The organism is Oceanobacillus caeni, assembly GCF_019037185.1.
Lineage (GTDB): Bacteria > Bacillota > Bacilli > Bacillales > Amphibacillaceae > Oceanobacillus > Oceanobacillus caeni.
This window is the reverse complement of record NZ_JAHHXM010000007.1, coordinates 98,017-116,516: the sequence shown is the minus strand read 5'-3', so window position 1 is coordinate 116,516 and position 18,500 is coordinate 98,017. Positions and strand designations below refer to the sequence as shown.

At 38.9% G+C, this 18,500-nt stretch carries 16 protein-coding genes and 1 pseudogene; 16 read left to right on the top strand and 1 reads right to left on the bottom strand.

All coding sequences use genetic code 11. From position 1 onward, the window contains the following. Positions 1-106 precede the first annotated feature (106 nt). Positions 107-685, top strand: a complete 579-nt coding sequence (locus tag KM885_RS06515; protein WP_047185221.1) for a xanthine phosphoribosyltransferase — start codon at positions 107-109, stop codon at positions 683-685. Position 686: 1 nt separating this feature from the next. Then, positions 687-1,985 carry a nucleobase:cation symporter-2 family protein gene (locus tag KM885_RS06510; RefSeq protein WP_216883697.1) on the top strand — a complete coding sequence of 433 codons (1,299 nt, stop codon included), beginning with the start codon at positions 687-689 and terminating at the stop codon, positions 1,983-1,985. A 136-nt stretch (positions 1,986-2,121) separates the two neighbouring features. On the opposite strand, the gene KM885_RS06505 is transcribed toward KM885_RS06510, so the two are convergent. After that, complete coding sequence (locus tag KM885_RS06505) at positions 2,122-3,909, bottom strand: glycoside hydrolase family 13 protein (protein WP_068675612.1); 1,788 nt, start codon at positions 3,907-3,909, stop codon at positions 2,122-2,124. A 455-nt stretch (positions 3,910-4,364) separates the two neighbouring features. Between KM885_RS06505 and KM885_RS06500 the strand changes: the two genes are divergently transcribed. The 14 genes and pseudogenes from KM885_RS06500 (at position 4,365) to KM885_RS06435 (ending at position 18,488) form a co-directional block, all read left to right on the top strand. Beyond that, on the top strand, positions 4,365-5,642 hold the full coding sequence (locus KM885_RS06500) for an extracellular solute-binding protein (protein WP_216883703.1): 1,278 nt from the start codon (positions 4,365-4,367) through the stop codon (positions 5,640-5,642). 69 nt (positions 5,643-5,711) lie between these two features. Then, on the top strand, positions 5,712-7,016 hold the full coding sequence (locus KM885_RS06495; RefSeq protein WP_060667515.1) for a carbohydrate ABC transporter permease: 1,305 nt from the start codon (positions 5,712-5,714) through the stop codon (positions 7,014-7,016). Between the two features lie 2 nt (positions 7,017-7,018). Then, positions 7,019-7,870 carry a sugar ABC transporter permease gene (locus KM885_RS06490; RefSeq protein WP_047185226.1) on the top strand — a complete coding sequence of 284 codons (852 nt, stop codon included), beginning with the start codon at positions 7,019-7,021 and terminating at the stop codon, positions 7,868-7,870. A gap of 33 nt (positions 7,871-7,903) precedes the next feature. After that, entirely contained in the window at positions 7,904-8,773 is an 870-nt protein-coding gene (locus KM885_RS06485; RefSeq protein WP_060667514.1) for a DUF1189 family protein, read from the top strand. A gap of 21 nt (positions 8,774-8,794) precedes the next feature. After that, entirely contained in the window at positions 8,795-9,820 is a 1,026-nt protein-coding gene (locus KM885_RS06480; RefSeq protein WP_060667513.1) for a LacI family DNA-binding transcriptional regulator, read from the top strand. An 87-nt stretch (positions 9,821-9,907) separates the two neighbouring features. Continuing rightward, a complete protein-coding gene (locus KM885_RS06475) occupies positions 9,908-10,939 on the top strand; it encodes a Gfo/Idh/MocA family protein (RefSeq protein WP_060667512.1) in 1,032 nt (343 codons plus the stop codon). Positions 10,940-10,944: 5 nt separating this feature from the next. Then, complete coding sequence (locus KM885_RS06470; RefSeq protein WP_047185230.1) at positions 10,945-11,979, top strand: Gfo/Idh/MocA family protein; 1,035 nt, start codon at positions 10,945-10,947, stop codon at positions 11,977-11,979. Between the two features lie 15 nt (positions 11,980-11,994). Next, positions 11,995-12,963 carry a sugar phosphate isomerase/epimerase family protein gene (locus KM885_RS06465; RefSeq protein WP_047185231.1) on the top strand — a complete coding sequence of 323 codons (969 nt, stop codon included), beginning with the start codon at positions 11,995-11,997 and terminating at the stop codon, positions 12,961-12,963. A 69-nt stretch (positions 12,964-13,032) separates the two neighbouring features. Next, on the top strand, positions 13,033-14,703 hold the full coding sequence (locus KM885_RS06460) for a glycoside hydrolase family 13 protein (protein ID WP_047185232.1): 1,671 nt from the start codon (positions 13,033-13,035) through the stop codon (positions 14,701-14,703). Between the two features lie 79 nt (positions 14,704-14,782). Further along, positions 14,783-15,775: an ROK family glucokinase gene (locus KM885_RS06455; RefSeq protein WP_047185233.1), complete on the top strand. Its 993-nt coding sequence runs from the start codon at positions 14,783-14,785 to the stop codon at positions 15,773-15,775. Between the two features lie 182 nt (positions 15,776-15,957). Further along, positions 15,958-16,335, top strand: coding sequence for a cupredoxin domain-containing protein (locus KM885_RS06450; RefSeq protein WP_204798408.1), 378 nt, complete (start codon positions 15,958-15,960; stop codon positions 16,333-16,335). Between the two features lie 73 nt (positions 16,336-16,408). After that, positions 16,409-16,594 (top strand): annotated as a pseudogene (locus tag KM885_RS06445) (purine permease); the annotation flags it as partial. A gap of 359 nt (positions 16,595-16,953) precedes the next feature. Further along, the gene (locus KM885_RS06440) at positions 16,954-17,910 is read left to right on the top strand and encodes an alpha/beta hydrolase (RefSeq protein WP_047185236.1); all 957 of its coding nucleotides are present in this window, start codon (positions 16,954-16,956) and stop codon (positions 17,908-17,910) included. Between the two features lie 89 nt (positions 17,911-17,999). Next, complete coding sequence (locus KM885_RS06435) at positions 18,000-18,488, top strand: hypothetical protein (protein WP_047185237.1); 489 nt, start codon at positions 18,000-18,002, stop codon at positions 18,486-18,488. Positions 18,489-18,500: the final 12 nt, after the last annotated feature.

Here is an 18,500-nt window from a genome sequence, read left to right as displayed (position 1 = left end):
CTAAGGGATTACTCTAATTTCAAACTTTTAAGCTTGAGAATATGCTTCTTCATAGTAAGGAGTATTTCTTAAGCTTTTTTTATTTAAAATTTGGAAGGAGATTTATATGAAGGCCTTAAAGCATAAAATCTTAGAAGAGGGAAATGTATTATCGGAATCCGTGCTAAAAGTGGATTCATTTTTAAATCATCAAATTGATCCTGTATTAATGCAACAAATTGGACAGGAGTTTGCCCAACGTTTTAAAGACGCTGGAATCACGAAAGTATTAACATTAGAGTCTTCTGGTATTGCTCCTTCTGTAATGACGGCTCTAGAACTTGGTGTAAAAACGGTTTTTGCGAGAAAACGTAAATCTTTAACTTTAATTGATGGCTTATATTCAGCGGAAGTATATTCTTTTACAAAAAAGGAATCGAACGAGATATCCGTTTCCGAACAATACATTTCAAAAGAGGATAATGTTCTGGTCATTGATGACTTTTTAGCGAATGGACAAGCAGCTCTAGGACTTACTGATATCGTCGAACAGTCAGGAGCGACATTAGTTGGTATAGGAATTGTTATTGAAAAAGGATTCCAAACCGGTAGAGCGTTGTTAGAAGAACGAGGCATCCGTGTAGAGTCATTAGCTATTATTGACTCGTTGGCTGATGGAAAAGTAACCTTCAAGGAGGAACTATAAAATGAAAACAACTGCCTTAGGTCTTCAGCATGTTTTAGCTATGTATGCTGGTGCCATCTTAGTACCGCTTATTATCGGTGGTGCACTCGGTCTAACAACGGAACAGTTAACCTATTTAGTTGCTATTGATATATTTATGTGTGGTGTCGCAACTCTGCTACAAGTAGTGAGTAATCGTTTCTTTGGAATTGGATTGCCGGTTGTACTTGGGTGTACCTTTACAGCTGTAGGTCCAATAATAGCTATTGGTGGAGAATTTGGCATTTCTGCTATTTACGGTGCTATTATTTGTTCCGGATTATTCATTATTCTTATTAGTACCGTTTTTGGGAAACTTGTTCGATTTTTTCCACCAATTGTAACAGGTAGTGTTGTCACAATTATTGGTCTCACTTTAATTCCAGTTGCTATTAATAACTTGGCTGGCGGTCAAGGTGCAAGTGATTTCGGTTCTTCTATTAATCTTTTATTAGGTTTTGGTACGTTGGCTTTTATCATCCTTATGTATCGTTTTGCAAAAGGATTTATTCGTTCTATTTCCATTTTAATTGGCTTAGTCATCGGTACAATCGTTGCTGGTTTTATGGGGAAAGTCGATTTTAGTGCGGTTGCAGATGCGTCTTATTTGCATATGCCCCATCCTTTCTATTTCGGGATGCCTACTTTTGAAGTCTCAGCAATCATTACGATGTGTCTTGTTGCAATGGTATCATTAGTAGAATCCACAGGTGTTTATTTTGCACTAAGTGATATAACAGACAAAAAGTTAACCGAAAAAGATTTAGCAAAGGGTTATCGTGCAGAAGGTCTTGCTGTGTTTTTAGGTGGAGTATTTAATGGATTTCAATATACAGCATTCTCGCAAAACGTAGGATTGGTTCAATTGACAGGCGTGAAAAAACGTAAAGTTATCTTGGTTGCAGGTATTATTTTAATTGTATTAGGGTTGGTTCCTAAAATTGCAGCCTTAACAACCATCGTCCCAACATCCGTATTAGGTGGCGCTATGCTTGCTATGTTTGGTATGGTTATTTCACAAGGGATTAAAATGCTTGGAAAAGTAATGGGGGATTCGTCTGAGAACTCTATGATTATCGCGTGTTCGGTGGGAATGGGTTTTGGAGTAACTGTTGTTCCAGAATTATTCTCTGTTTTACCGGCAAGCTTACAAATTTTAACGAGTAATGGTATTGTTGCAGGAAGTGTAACTGCTATTGTTTTAAACATTATTTTTAATATGAAACCAGAGAAAAAAGTAGAAAATAATCCTGTCCCTATTTTGCAGGAAAAAGAAGCATAGTTCGTTTTTATAAAGGTATCTCCATGCGGGGGTATCTTTTTTTTGTTTCTCTTTATGTCCGTGATCTTTGATGACAGGACAGTTCTTGTGATTTTTTAACAAGAACTGTCCTTAGGTATATATTTAGAAAGTGAATCTATTCATTACTATACTCAAAAATGCGAAATCCTAAAGTAGAGACTTTTATCTTATCTGACGCTGTCAGTTGAATCGGCTTTCGTGAATAGACTGTATCTATACTAGTTCCAACTACTAGTTCGCTACAATATTTTTCAGGAAAATCTGGTAAACCTAACGTCTGTTCCTCCGTACTATTATTTATTACAAAAAGGATACGCCGGTTATCTGCTTGCTTTTGATAGACCAATGTATTTGTTTCATTATCGTACATAACGATTTGGAACGTACCATCATTTCCAAAAGCAGGAATTGTTTTTCGCATTGCAATCAGATTTTTAACATACGTAAACAACTCTCGATTCTGCTTCGTTTCGTCCCATACCATACATGCGCGGCAACCCGGATCTTGACCGCCTTCCATCCCAATTTCATCCCCATAATAGATACAAGGTGTACCAATGAAAGAAAGTTGAAAGAGATATAGAAGTTTCACACGATCCATCTCGCCATCTGCTAATGTCAAAATCCGCGGTGTGTCGTGGCTATCAAGCAAATTAAATGCAACTTCATTCACATTCGCTGGATACATATGCAATACATTGGTAATGGAATTCGTAAAGTCTTCAGGAGATCGCTCATTTTTTGCAAAGAAATCGATTGCACTATTTGTAAACGGATAATTCATGACAGCATCGAATTGGTCGCCGCCAAGCCAAGGCATTGAATCATGCCAAATTTCTCCTAATATATAAGCGTCCGGTTTCACTGCTTTCACTTCTTTTCTAAAATCTCTCCAAAACTGATGATCGACTTCATTCGCGACATCTAAACGCCACCCGTCGATATCAAATTCCTCGATCCAGTAGCGGGCAACTTTTAGTAAGTAGGCTTTCACTTCCTGATTTTCCGTATTGAGCTTCGGCATGGATCCAGCAAAGCCAAACGCATGATAATTTGGTACTGGCTCTGGTTTTACAGGGAATTCTCGAAGGTGGAACCACTCCGTATAAGCTGATTTCTCTTGTTTATCCAGTACATCTTGAAATGGAGGGAAATAATAGCCGCTATGATTAAATACCGCATCAAGCATGACACGAATTCCCCGCTGATGACATTCCCGCACGAGACGGCGGAAAGTTTCCTTATCCCCAAATTGCGGATCAATTTCCATGTAATCAATCGTGTCATATTTATGATTGGAATACGCTTTAAAAATAGGCGTGAAATAGATACCATTAATTCCTAAATCAACAAGATAATCCAAGTGATCGATAACGCCTTGAAAATCACCGCCAAAGAAGTTTGTAGCAGTCGGTGCAGCTGACCCCCATGGTAAAGTTCCCTTCGGATTTAATGATGGGTCCCCGTTTCCAAACCGTTCTGGAAAAATTTGATACCAAACAGTGTCCTTAACCCAGTCTGGTGCTTGGAAGACATCGATTTGATTCAAGTACGGGAAGCAGAAGTAATTTGAAATATCTGCTGGAGGATCAGAATAAATACCACTCTCCGTGTAATAGCATGTTTCACTAGAATCCATGCAACGAAATCCATAGCGCATCCGGTAGAACTCAGGTTTTACTGCGATAAACCAATAATCATATAAGGCGGTCGATCCTGACTTAATCATTTCAACCGTTTGCGTTTGCCATACCTCATCTTTCCAGTCATACGGATCTCCAAACAGAAGTGCAACAGACTCCATATCATTCTTTTTCGTTTGCAGTACGATATGTAATGTGTCCTTATCATAAGCGTATGCGAAGTTATTCTTTGGACGGTGGTAGATTGCTTCTTTTAGCATTTAATTTTCTCCTTTCTGAAATAGAAACCCCGATTTCCGTAATGTTAGAAATCGGGGTTGTTGTCATTTGTACAAAGCATTGCCCTTAAGTTGTTCTCCATTTAATGTAATGTAAGCGGATTAGGCTGTCAATAATAAAGGTAGATTTGACACTAAATTGATAGTCTCTTTTTCTCCTTAAAACGCGAGGGAAAATAGTATTTGAATTATCCTATTTATATATAAAACTAAAAATATTTAATGAAATCGTTTGCGCAAATCTTGAGTTTAGTATAATATATTAATAGAGGTTGTGCAAACGATTTCGCAATCTTCAAAACTACGATATTGGAAAGGAGATATAATACTTAAAACAAAATCATTTTTTGGTAATTTAAGAAAGCGTTTTAGTAGTCTTTCGGGGGCAAAAGATTGAATTAATCGACAAAACGTGAAAGAGGGGTTGTAAAATGAATATAAGGAATTGGAAAAAGTTTACATTAAGTATGATTATGGTTGCAATTCTGTTTTTAGCAGCTTGTAGTGGTGGCAAAGAAGACAAAGCTGATTCATCCAATTCAACGGATGGAGGAGAAAGTACAGGATCCGCAACATTAGAAGTTGGGGTGGAGGATGATTATATCGGCTTTATAGAGGAAATTGCCCCTGCATTTGAAGAAGAACATGGTGTCACCATTAAGGTTTCAGAAAAAGACATGTTCGACACGTTGGAGGCGTTGCCATTAGATGGTCCAGCTGGACTTGCACCGGACGTTATGATTGCTCCTTATGACCGTGTTGGAAACTTAGGCCAACAAGGACATTTAGCGGAATATACGTTCCCTGAAGATGGAAGATATGATGAAACAGACGAAAAGCAAGTGACATTTGAAGAGAAAATTTACGGAGCTCCATTCGTTATTGAAGCATTAGTCCTTTATTATAATAAAGATTTACTAGACGCGGCACCGGAAACTTTTGAGGAATTGGAAGCTCTAATAGATGATGAGCGTTTTGCATTTGCTTCTGAAAGTGGTAAGAGTACTGTATTCTTAGCAAATTGGTTGGACTTCTATAGCACATATGGACTCCTTGCAGGACATGGTGGTTATGTGTTTGGACAAGACGGAACAGACCCGACAGACGTTGGCTTGAATGATCCAGGCGCAATTGAAGGAATTGCGTATGCGACAAAATGGTTCCAGGATGTATGGCCACAAGGAATGATGGATGCCACCTCTGCAGGAGATTTCATTGATGCCCAATTCACGGGTGGAAACACTGCAGCTATTATCGGTGGACCTTGGCAAGCTGCGACTTATAATGAAGCAGGTCTAAATTACGGCGTATCTGCTATACCAACTCTTTCAAATGGTGAAGCTTACCAACCATTTGCCGGCGGGAAAGCATGGATCATCAGTAATTATGCAGAAGATAAAGAGCTGGCAGAAGAATGGTTGACTTATGTAACAAACGAAGAAAATCAAAAAATACTATATGATATGCGAGCAGAAATCCCTGCTAACAATTTCACAAAAGAAGAAGTCAGCCAAGGAGATAACGAGTTAACAAGCGCGGTAATTGAACAATATAACACTTCTGTTCCAATGCCGAATATACCTGAAATGGCTGAAGTTTGGAAAGGTGCAGAAACATTAATGTTCGATGCTGCTTCTGGTAATAAAACACCGGAAGAATCAGCGAATGATGCAGTAAAAGTCATTCAAGAAAATATCGAACAAAAATATCAATAAGGAAAACAATGTAACGGCAGGGCCCAATTAGGCTCTGCCGGGCATTTGGAAAAAGGGAGTGACACTGTTGTGGAACGTACAAAGGACGCGAAGAAGAGGGTAAGAACAGCGACATGGCTCTCAGTCATTCCAGGAATAGGTCAGTTTTATAACAAACAAACATTTAAAGGCATTGCCTTTCTAGTAGTATTCGCTTTGTTTATTTATGAAATGATTGTGTTTGGTTTTGCTGCGTTTACTGGTATGGTTACGTTAGGGTTAACACCAGGTGAGGATCATTCTTTATTCTTGCTCATAGAGGGATCCTTGCAACTACTTTTGACAGTTATATTTTTCTTATTTTATGCCATTAATATTTATGATGCGAGGAAAGTTGCAATACAAATCGTTGAGGAAAAGAAAATAAATAAAACGGCGAAGGATATTTTGAAGAATGTGTATCATAATGGTTTTCCTTATCTATTTACAATACCCGCTTACCTAGTTATGATTTTTGCAATTATCTTCCCGGTTTTAGTTACGATCTTTATCTCATTTACAAACTATGACTTTTATCATATACCTCCAGCTAGTTTAATTGATTGGGTTGGGTTTGAAAACTTTATCAATATGTTCTTCCTCAGCTCGTATCGTGATACATTTATAGCTGTACTTGGTTGGACGATAATTTGGACACTAGGTGCCACTTCATTACAAATAGCGATCGGTATATTTACGGCAGTTGTGTTAAACCAGAAGTTTATTAAGTTTAAACGGTTATTTGGAATTATTTTCTTACTCCCGTGGGCTGTACCTGCATTCATTACTATTATGAGTTTCTCAAACATGTTTAATGATAGCTTGGGAGCAATAAATTCACAGGTCATTCCGTTTATCAATTCGCTTGTTCCTTTTATAGATTTGGGAGCTTTACCATGGAAGACGGACCCCTTTTTTACTAAGATAGCAATTATATTAGTTCAAGGTTGGTTAGGATTCCCTTATATTTATGTGCTGGTATCGGGAATCTTGCAATCTATTCCAGAAGAACAATATGAATCAGCAAAAATTGATGGGGCTGGTCCAATCCAGCGCTTTCGTCATATAACCCTTCCAACGATATTAATGATTGCAGCGCCAGTGTTTATTACGCAATATACCTTTAATCTGAACAACTTCAACATGATTTACCTCTTTAATGAAGGCGGACCAGGAAGTATCGGAGCAGGTGCGGGTTCAACGGATATCTTAATATCATGGATATTTAAGCTTACAACTGGAACATCACCACAATATTCAATTGCAGCAGCAGTAACATTATTTATTTCGATATTTGTCATTACTATTGCGTTGATTGTATTTAAAAAGACAAAAGCATTTGAAATGGAGGATTAACGATGAGTAATTTATTCCGATCACAAAAATCTTCCCGATTCTTTACAAAGTTTTTCACGTATGCATTTTTACTACTCCTATCCGTGATTATATTGTATCCTTTGTTGATAACAGCAAGCTCCGCGTTTAAAGCCGGTAACATCTCCGCCTTTGATCTCAGTTTCGATGCGACATGGACATTGGATAACTTCAGGAGATTATTTACAGAAACACTCTATGGCGAATGGTATATTAATACGTTGGTCATTGCATTTGTCACGATGATTGTCCAGGTGATACTTATTACATTGGCCGGTTATACATTTAGCCGTTACCGTTTTATTGGCCGTAAGAAAAGCTTGATGTTTTTCTTACTCGTACAGATGATACCAACGACTGCTACTTTAGTTGCTTTCTACGTTATGGCATTGCTGTTAGGTGCACTCGACCAAAGTTGGTTCTTGATGTTCCTTTACATTGGTGGAGGTATTCCGATGAATACATGGCTCATGAAGGGGTATTTTGATACGATACCATACGATTTGGATGAATCGGCAAAGCTGGATGGTGCTGGTCACTTCAGGATATTCGCACAAATCGTGCTGCCAATGGCAAAACCGATGATTGCTGTTCAAGCATTATGGGCATTTATGACACCGTTTGGCGAATACATGTTAGCTAAATTCCTATTGCGGTCACCTGAAAATTACACTGTAGCAATTGGATTACATACATTTATTAGTAATCCGCAAGAACAGAAAGTAGCACTCTTCTCTGCAGGGGCAATCTTAATTGCGATACCGATTAGTATCTTATTCTTTATGTTACAAAAGAATTTTGTTTCCGGTTTAACTGCAGGCGGAACAAAAGGATAATCGATTTAAATCATAGAAATGAAGTGAGTATAGATGAAAACAGATATATTCCCATTAAATTACTTTAAAAGTATATTCAGGCCTACCGACATGTTTACGGGGAGACATCAATTAAACTGGTTGCAAATCATTATTGTGTTTTTCTTTTTAAATGGTTTGATTTTGATCCCAGTGTCGCTGGATTTTGCGAAAATGGATACTTACGAAATTGATGAAACGTATCCGAATGCGTTTGCACTTATTGATGACACAACCGTGACCTCATTAGAAAATGCAACTTTCTCTCAAGGAGAAATGGAGCATGCTCCTACTTTCTATCAAGAGAAAGAAACTGGCGTGATCGGCGGAAATTTATCAGATGAGAAAATGGAGCAAGCGCTGGAAATGGAAAATGCAGTCCTCTTCCAAAAGGAAGGCATAACAATCAAAGAAGCGGGGCAGCCAATTGCAAACATTAAATATACTCGGGATTTCAATTTGTCTGGAGTAACCAATGAAAAAGAACTGCAAGCAGCGATTTCTAATCAATGGTTTACCCAGAATAAAGCAATCGTTGTAGGTGGCTTAATCTTTGCTGTTTTTAATATCGCCTTTGCAAGCCTGCTCTTTTTTGTAATAGGTGCTTCATTCTTCATCTATTTAACGAAGAGAGGTCAATCCTCATCAATAGGGACATATAAAGAATCTGTCAATCTAATTGTAAACACACTTGGATTAGCAACTTTAATCGCAATGATTATGGGATTGTTAGGATTCGATGTTATTGTCATTATTATGACACAGTCAACGGCTCTAATCTTTATCTTGCTCGCTGTGTTTTATCATACTCACTTCAGTGATGAGTACGTTGAAAGGAAACAACTACAGAAAATAAAGACCCAGTATGGGAAGTCAGTCGATTAAAGAAGCGGGGTGAAATGGAAAATGGTAACAATTAAAGACATAGCAAAGGTAACAGGTGTATCACCCTCTACAGTTTCTAGGGTAATTGCCGATAATCCGAGAATTAGTCCTGATACAAAGAAAAAAGTACGAAAAGCAATGAAAAAGCTAGGTTATCATCCGAATATTCATGCACGAAACTTAGTTGCCAAATCAACAAAGTCAATCGGTGTTATCTTGCCATCATCTGCTGACAAAGCATTGCAAAACCCATTTTTCCCAGAAGTATTACGGGGAATTGGATCTGTTACACATAAGGAACAATATACAATGATGCTTTCCAGCGGACAAACAGAGGAAGAAATACTTGCGGAAGTTGAACGTATGGTTTATGGCAGTTATGTCGACGGTATGATCTTACTTTATTCCCGGATGAATGATCCTGTTACGCAGTTCCTTAGGGAAAGTGAATTTCCGTTTGTTATCGTTGGAAAGCCCTATGAGAACATCAGCGAAACAACCCATGTCGATAATGATAACTTTTCAGCAGGGAAAGAAATTACCGAACATCTTATTGAACAAGGGCATGAAAAAATCGCTTTTATTGGTGGGGCAAGGGATTTATTCGTAACAGTTGACCGTGAGGAAGGCTATAAAGCAGCACTGGATGAAGCTGGACTAGAAAATAAAGAAGCGTATCAGATTCATACCGAATTTCTGAAATCAGGAGGGCGGGAAGCAGTAGAGAGTTTATTAGCGCTCGAGACGCCTCCGACAGCGATTGTAATTAGTGATGATTTAATCAGCTTAGGTGTTTTAAGCATGCTTGAAGATTCGGGATTGCATGTTCCAAAGGATATTTCGTTAGTAAGCTTCAATAATGTATATTTATCAGAAATTACACGTCCTGCATTAACAACGATTGATATACAAATCTATGAAATAGGCGCACAATCAGCTAAAGCATTAATAGAAAAGACAGTAAATAAATCAGAACCGGCAAAACGGATCATCATTCCACACAAAGTAATTTACCGTGAATCCGTAAGTGAATATAAGTCTGAGTGAATATGGAAGATTGACTGGCCCCCTGCGCATGGAAATGCGGATTCACTAGACAAATAGCCGAGAAATAATCGAAGGAGGAATCGTCCTATGACAAAAATTCGTGTTGCCGTCATTGGCTGTGGAAGTATTGCAAAACACCGCCACTTAATCGAATACAACAATAACCCACATGTGGAGATTGTCGCTGTGAGTGACATTAATGAAGCAAGAGTAAAAGAAACTGCTGAAAAATATCATGCTAAGGCATATACAAGTTATGAAGCATTGCTGGAATCAGAAAATATCGATGCAGTGAGCGTCTGTCTCCCTAACTATTTACATGCACCAGTAAGTATCGCTGCCCTAAATGCAGGCGCTCATGTCTTATGTGAAAAACCGATGGCAACTTCCCGTGAAGAAGCTGAACAGATGATTGAAGCAGCCGAGAGGAATAATAAGAAACTCATGATCGGCCATAATCAACGCTTCGTTTCTTCTCATCAAAAAGCAAGGAAATTAATCGAACAAGGTGAAATTGGAAAAATTTATAGTTTCCGTACGAGTTTTGGACATGGTGGCCCAGAAGGCTGGAGTGCAGACGGAGCGGACAGTTGGTTCTTCAAAAAAGATCAGGCCTTTATCGGAGCAATGGGTGACCTTGGTGTACATAAAGCGGATTTACTGCGTTATCTGTTAGGTGAGGAATTCGTAGAGGTTGGAGCTTTTGTCGAAACGAATGCGAAAGAAAATATCAATGTCGATGATAATGCAACGTTAATTTTAAAATCAACAAGCGGCATCGTCGGTACACTTGCAGCAAGCTGGGCATATACCGCAAAAGAAGATAATTCAACGATTCTTTATGGGGAAAAGGCAACGTTAAGGCTTGAGGATGATCCCGAATACTCCCTTATTGTGCAATACAATAATGGAGAGGTAGTGAAGTATGAGTTGGATGGCATTCAATCGAATGAAGATGGAGGTCAAACAACCTCACATACAATCGATCATTTCATCGAATCCATTCTTCATGATACAAATCCATTAATTGATGGCGAGGAAGGTAAGAAATCATTGCAAGTGATTCTAGGTGCATTGGAATCAGTGGAAACGAAACGAATTATCAGTTTGGAGAAGTGAAATGGATGCGGAAATTGAAAATGGGAATCATCGGAGTAGGTGGGATAGCGCAAGATCGTCATATCCCGGCCTACCAGGCATTATCAGACAAAGTGGAAATTACCGCAATACAAGATCTTAAAATTACAAAAGCAAAAGAAGTAGCGGAAAAGTTTAATATCCCTTACGTGTTTTCCGATTATGAAGAACTATTCGCCACCGTTGATGCGGTGACAATTTGCACACCGAATAAATTCCATGCAGAAATCTCTATCGCGGCATTAGAAGCAGGAGTCCATGTTTTATGTGAAAAACCGATGGCCATCACGGCCGAAGAGTGCGATTTAATGATCAAAGCAGCAAAGAAAGCGGATAAGTGTTTAAGCATTGCGTATCATTATCGGTTCATAGAATCTGTTCAGCTGGCAAAACAAACGATGAAAGAGGTTGGGGACCCGCTTGTAGCAAGGGTCCAGGCATTAAGGTGCCGGAAAGTTCCGGGCTGGGGTGTATTTACGAATAAACAATTACAAGGCGGAGGAAGTCTGATAGATTGGGGTTGTCACTTTTTGGATGCAGCACTTTGGCTATTAGATGAACCCAACGCAGTAGAAGTAACAGGAACAACGTATAACAGATTAAGCAAAACGCCAAATCAGCTCAACGACTGGGGCAACTTTGATCATGAATCTTTTGATGTGGATGACCATGTATCTTCCTATATCCGATTTGAGAATGGTGCCTCTATGTTATTTGAATGCTCTTGGGCAGCAAATATAAAAGAAGATACGACAAATGTAAGCATATCCGGTTCGAATGGCGGATTGAATGTATTTCCAATTGAATTCTATCAGCCGAAACACGGAGCATACCTAACAACCACAGCAAAAGTAGAAGATGATCAAGCAAAAGCAGGATTTCTTCAGGCCAAAAACTTTATTGAAAGCTGTCTTGGGGAAGCGGAATTAGTGAACAAACCCGAGCAAGCCAGAACTGTTACTAAAATAATTGAAGCGATTTACAAAAGTAGTGAAAACAAATCAAGTATAACATTAAATTAACTGGAGGCGGTATCCATGAAATTAGGCGTATTTACAGTATTATTTAATGAAAAACCTTTTGAACAAATGTTGGATCATGTAAAGGAAGCTGGATTGCAAGCAGTTGAAATTGGTACTGGTGGGAATCCTGGCACTGCTCATTGTGATGTGGATGAATTACTCGCTAATGAGGATAAACGGAAGGAATTTATCGATAAAGTCCATTCAAGGGGCTTAACGATCAGTGCATTCAGCTGCCATGATAACCCGGTTTCCCCAAATAAAGAACATGCAAAAAAATCCCATGATATGTTCGTGAAAACCGTGAAACTTGCGCAAATGCTGGATGTACCAGTCGTCAACACGTTTTCCGGTACACCAGGATCACATGAAGATTCCAAATACCCTAACTGGCCTGTGACACCATGGCCAACCGAGTACACTGATATTTTAAATTGGCAATGGGAGAAAAAATTGATTCCTTATTGGAAAGAGCAAGCTCAATTTGCAAAAGATCATGGGGTGAAAGTTGGATTGGAACTTCATGCAGGCTTTCTCGTTCATACACCTTATACATTACTGAAACTGCGAGATGCAACGAACGAGGCAATTGGTGCTAATCTGGACCCAAGTCATTTATGGTGGCAAGGCATCGACCCGGTTGCAGCGATTAAAATATTAGGTAAGGAAAATGCGATTCATCATTTCCACGCGAAAGACACATTTATTGATCAAGATAATGTAAACATGTATGGACTGACAGACATGCAGCCATATGCAGATGTCCAGACGCGTGCATGGAGTTTCCGTTCAGTTGGGTACGGTCATAGTATCCAAGAATGGTCTAACATAGTTAGTGCATTAAGGACGTATGGCTATGATTATGTCATGAGCATTGAACATGAAGATCCAATCATGTCTATTGATGAAGGCTTTCGCGCAGCAGTTCGAAACTTGAAAGCTATCAATATGGAAGAGGCCCCCGCTAATATCTGGTGGGCATAATCTTGCTTTACAGGAAAAGAATTAGCTGATGTTCTATATCAAACCGTTCAGCTAAAGGAGGAAATAAGTATGACTAGCCAGTGGTGGAAGGAAGCGGTAGCCTATCAAATTTATCCGCGAAGTTTTATGGATTCAAATGGAGATGGCGTCGGGGATATCCAAGGTATCATCTCGAAATTGGATTATTTACAGGATTTAGGGATTGATGTCATTTGGATCTCCCCAATCTATCCATCTCCGAACATTGATAATGGTTACGATATTAGCGATTACCAGGGAATTTCAGCCGAATACGGAACGATGGAAGATTTTGATGAATTACTGGAAGAGGTACATGCCCGTGGTATGAAATTGATTATGGACCTCGTCATTAACCATACATCGGATAAGCATGAATGGTTCATTGAATCCCGTTCTTCAAGGGACAATCCATACCGGGATTATTATATTTGGCATCCTGGGATAGACGGCAAAGCCCCGAATAATTGGGAATCTATCTTTGGAGGGTCCGTCTGGGAATACGATGAGAAGACAGGGGAATATTACATGCATGTATTCGCCAGTAAACAACCAGACCTCAACTGGGAAAACCCGGAAGTTCGCCACGATTTGTATAAAATGGTGAATTGGTGGTTGGACAAAGGAATCGATGGTTTCCGAGTCGATGCAATTTCACATATTAAAAAAGTTCCCGGTTTTCCGGATATGCCGAACCCCGACAATCAAAAATATGTTCCTTCGTATGAGGGACATATGAACCGACCTGGAATTGAAGTTTTCCTGGAGGAACTAAGAAAAGAAACATTTGATAAATATGATATTATGACCGTCGGAGAAGCGAACGGAGTCAAAATTCAACAAGCGGATGCATGGGTCGGCGAGGAGAATGGCTTTTTCAATATGATTTTCCAATTTGAACATTTGGACCTTTGGGGCAAGAGTGCAACAGGCGGACTCGATATGCAAGGTCTTAAAAAAGCGCTCAGCAAATGGCAAAAAGGTCTGGATGGTATCGGCTGGAATGCTCTGTTCTTAGAAAATCATGATCAGCCTCGTTCTGTTTCCACATGGGGAAATGATACGGACTTGCGGGAAAAATCGGCAAAAAGCTTTGCAACCATGTACTTTTTAATGCAAGGAACACCGTTTATTTATCAAGGGCAAGAGATTGGAATGACGAACGTCAAGTTTGATTCCATTGATGATTATAATGATGTTGCAATTAAAACACTTTATAAAGAAGAACGGGTAGCCGGTAAAAGTCATGAAGAGGTGATGAAAATCATCTGGAAGAGCGGCCGGGACAACTCCCGAACACCGATGCAATGGAATAGTAAGGAAAACGGCGGATTTACAACGGGAACACCATGGATGAAAGTAAATCCAAATGTGAAGGAAATCAATGTAGAAGCCGAACTGGAGAATCCCGATTCCATCTACCATTATTATAAGAAGTTGATCGAGCTGCGCCGTGGAAATGAGACACTCATATACGGTAGCTATGAACTTATCTTAGAAGAACATGAGCAAATTTATGCTTACGTGCGTACGTTAGGTGAGCAACAGTATGTTATTTTAACAAACTTATTGGATGGTACTGCCGATTTCGAGTTCCCTGAAAATTTACTAGGGAAGCAGGCGGAATTGCGATTAAGCAACTATCAGGTGCAAGAGGCTCATGAAACACTGGATACGATGACTTTCCGTCCGTATGAAGCCCGAGTGTATCAGATAAAATAAGATGTTGTTTGATCATTCAGGAGTAACCTACTCATAAGGAAGCAATCCGCTAAACTTACATGATAAGGAGTACGTCTAAATGGATGAGTTGATGATAGGCATAGATATTGGAGGCACTACTGTAAAAATCGGCTTAATCAATCATAAGGGAGAATTTTTAGTTAAGTGGAAAATACCAACGAACAAAGATAATGCAGGAAAGACAATTGTAAAAGATATTTGGGCATCGATAGCGGATACCTTATCAAAATACAAAATAGAAAATAAAATAATAGGAATAGGTGTGGGCGCTCCAGGCTTTATACATCCAGTAACTGGTATCGTGGAAGAGGCTGTAAATATTGGTTGGAAAAACTTCAATCTGAAAGAAGAACTTCACCGATTATCAAGTTTACCTGTATTTATAGAAAATGATGCTAATTTAGCAGCATTAGCGGAGAACTGGAAAGGGAGCGGCAACTCTGCTGAAAACCTTATATTTATTACGCTTGGCACTGGAGTTGGTGGCGGAATTATCGCAAATGGAGAGATTTCGAACGGAACGAATGGCACTGCCGGTGAAATTGGACACATTTTAGTTGCGCCAAACGAATACCGCTGTAATTGCGGAAGAATGGGATGTTTGGAAACAATAGCTTCGGCAACGGGAATTGTGCACATGGCCATGGATCATATAAAAGAAGCTCCTCACGGTGTACTCGCTGCCCGTTATAACCAACGTGGTATGTTAGAAGCGAAAGATGTTTTTGATTGTGCAACGTCCGGAGATGAAGCGAGTCAAAGGATTATTGAACGGATGGCAGATATGTTAGGTAAGGCGATGGCAAATATGGCAGTTACGATCAATCCTAGTCAGATTATAATTGGTGGCGGACTCTCTAAAGCAGGGGAGCCGCTGCTCGCTAAAATAACAGCAGCATTCAAAAAGTATGCCCTTCCTAGGGTAAGTGAATGTTGTGAAGTGAAGCTCGCACAATTGGACAATGATGCAGGAATGATTGGTGCGGCTTATCTTGTGAAAAGTCGATTTGAGAAGCGGGAACTAAGGAATGATAATTTAGTAGAAGCATAAAAGGAGAAAGCCGTAAGAATGGCTTTCTCCTTTTAAAGTTATTTAGGAAACGTTTAATAAAAGTGAAATCATGAAATCTAGAATTAGTCATACCTGATATAGACGAATATATCACTTCTAATATTCTTTGATATTTTCCTGTAAATTGAAGAAACTAACAGGCAGAAAGGAGGTATTATCCAATGTCTATTAAAAATCCGTTAATAAGGTTAGTTTGTGTATTTGCGGTGATCATGGTTCTTTCTAGTTTTGGCTCGCTACATGGAGTTGCAGAAACTCAAGCTCAGAATGCAAATAATGAAGTCGTGGTCGAATTGAACGATGATTTCTTTAATCCGGACGTAATTACGCTTCCAAATGAAGAAACGACAATTCTACTGCTTCAGAATAAAGGAATGAAAGAACATACCTTTACTGTAAAAAGACTAGCCATTGATGTGGAGCTTCAACCGGGAGAAGAGAAAAAAATCTCGATAAAGCCCGAAAAGACCGGCACGTATGAATTGATATGCCGATACCATGAGAAGGAGGGCATGGTTGGAGAAGTAGTGGTTGAATAATGAGGATTTGTTGAATTACGACACAGCATGACATCTCGGAGAGAGAGGGTCATGCTTTTATTTATCGACAGGTGCTATGATTATCGCGTGTCCAGTGGGAATGGGTCTTGGAGTTACTGTTGTTCCAGAATTATTCTCTGTTTTACCGGCAAGCTTACAAATTTTAACGAGTAATGGTATCGTTGCAGGAAAAAGAAGCATAGTTCGTTTTTATAAAGGTATCTCTAATAGAGGGATACCTTTTTTGTTTCCAGCATAAGTTTTCTAATAAAGGTTCTTTAGGGTCACTCTTTTTGTCTATGAACCTTGTCACGGACATTCCAGGAGCGTTTTTATTTCTTTTGTCCGTGACAGGAGCTCACGGACAATTGAAGCAAGAAGAACAGGAACTTTGTCCGTGAGAAGAGCACTCATGGACGATTGAAGCAAGAAGAACAGGAACTTTGTCCGTGATCCCCTTTGTCACGGACTTTCCACGGTAGTATTCCGTTTCTTATGTCCGTGATAGACTTTTATCATGGTGATTTTACTAGTTTATTCCGTTACCCTAGAAATTAGACGAATGCTTAGTAGAAGTTTTTATGGTAATTTAAAAGAAAACGGATCGGGGGCAGACAATTGAAAAGAAAGATTATTAAAGTATTAGCAATCCTTTTTATTGTCCTGAGTGCATCTTTGTTTTTCGTTGTTAATTATTTTTATGGGGAAGCTGTAAAGCGTGGAGTGGAAGTGGAGTTGTATGATGGTAAAAAGGAACAAACTGTTGAGGTCGTAAAAAAGGAGGAAGAACCTTCTACATTAGATGACGCGAGGAATTGGTTTAAAGAACAAAATTTGGAAGCTGTTAGCCAAACTTCTTTTGATGGATTAACATTATATGCTAGGTATTTAAAGAATGAAAAACAAAATAATAAAGCAGTCATTCTTGCCCATGGTTATAGATCGGATAGTGACAAAATGGGAGATTATGCTAAATTCTATTATGATCTGGGATTTGATATTCTAATTCCGGATGCAAGAGGGCATGGAAATAGTGAAGGAGATTATGTTGGTTATGGATGGCATGATCGAATTGATTATCTTGGATGGGTTGATGTATTAATTGAAAAATATGATATAGAAGACATAGTCCTTCATGGTAATTCCATGGGGGCGGCTACTGTATTAATGGTAAGTGGTGAGGAATTGCCTCCACAAGTGAGAGGTATTATTGCAGATAGTGGATATACAACGGTAAAAGAAGAGCTTGCCCATCAATTAAAGCATTTATATGATTTACCAGCACGTCCGCTTTTGGACTTTACTAGTATGATGACTAAAGTTAGATCTGGATTCACCTTTGAGGAGGCATCTGCTTTAGATCAAGTGAAAAATAATAAGCTACCACTATTTATCATTCATGGGGATGAGGATGAATTAGTACCAACAGAAATGGCACATGAGCTTTATGAAGCCGCGGGAGGAGAAAAGGAATTATGGATAGTTCCTGGTGCGGGTCATACAAAAGCATATGAAGTGGCGACGGAAGAATTTGAACATCGATTATCTCAATTTTTAAATGGAATAATCCACTAAGAAAACAAAACATAAAAGAACACCCTCATTTCATATAAATGAACAAACACGTATTATTTATCATTTATCCTTTATAAGGAGTGAGGTCATTGGAAAGTTTGCCACAAATATTTTTGGTCATCTATATGATTATTTTTTCTATAACCCTAGTAGCAAGCATTGTATACTGGGTCAAACAGAGATTTAGTGCGTTGGCAGCAATTGCTATGATATTATCTCTTTTAATACCATTAGTTTCATTTGTGTATACTGCACAGAGAAAAACGGGTAATGGATATGAATTTATGTTGGAGAAAGTGTTTGATTTAAATGGGCTAGCCATTACATTAATGATTGGGTACGTATATATAATCGGCTGGCTTATATTTGTTATAACCGAATTGCTCACAAGGTTATATCACGTTCCATTTATTAATGAGAAACTGAAACCGATGTTTCAAAAGATGGAAGAGCATTGGATAAAGAAAGGGATACCACCGCTTAAGCGTTTCTTTTCATTAATACGGGAAAAACTACCGAAAAGAAGAAAGAAGGCGGACGAGACCTTGGAAGAAGAACATAAACAAAGTAGCCAATAATTTTAAAAAGCA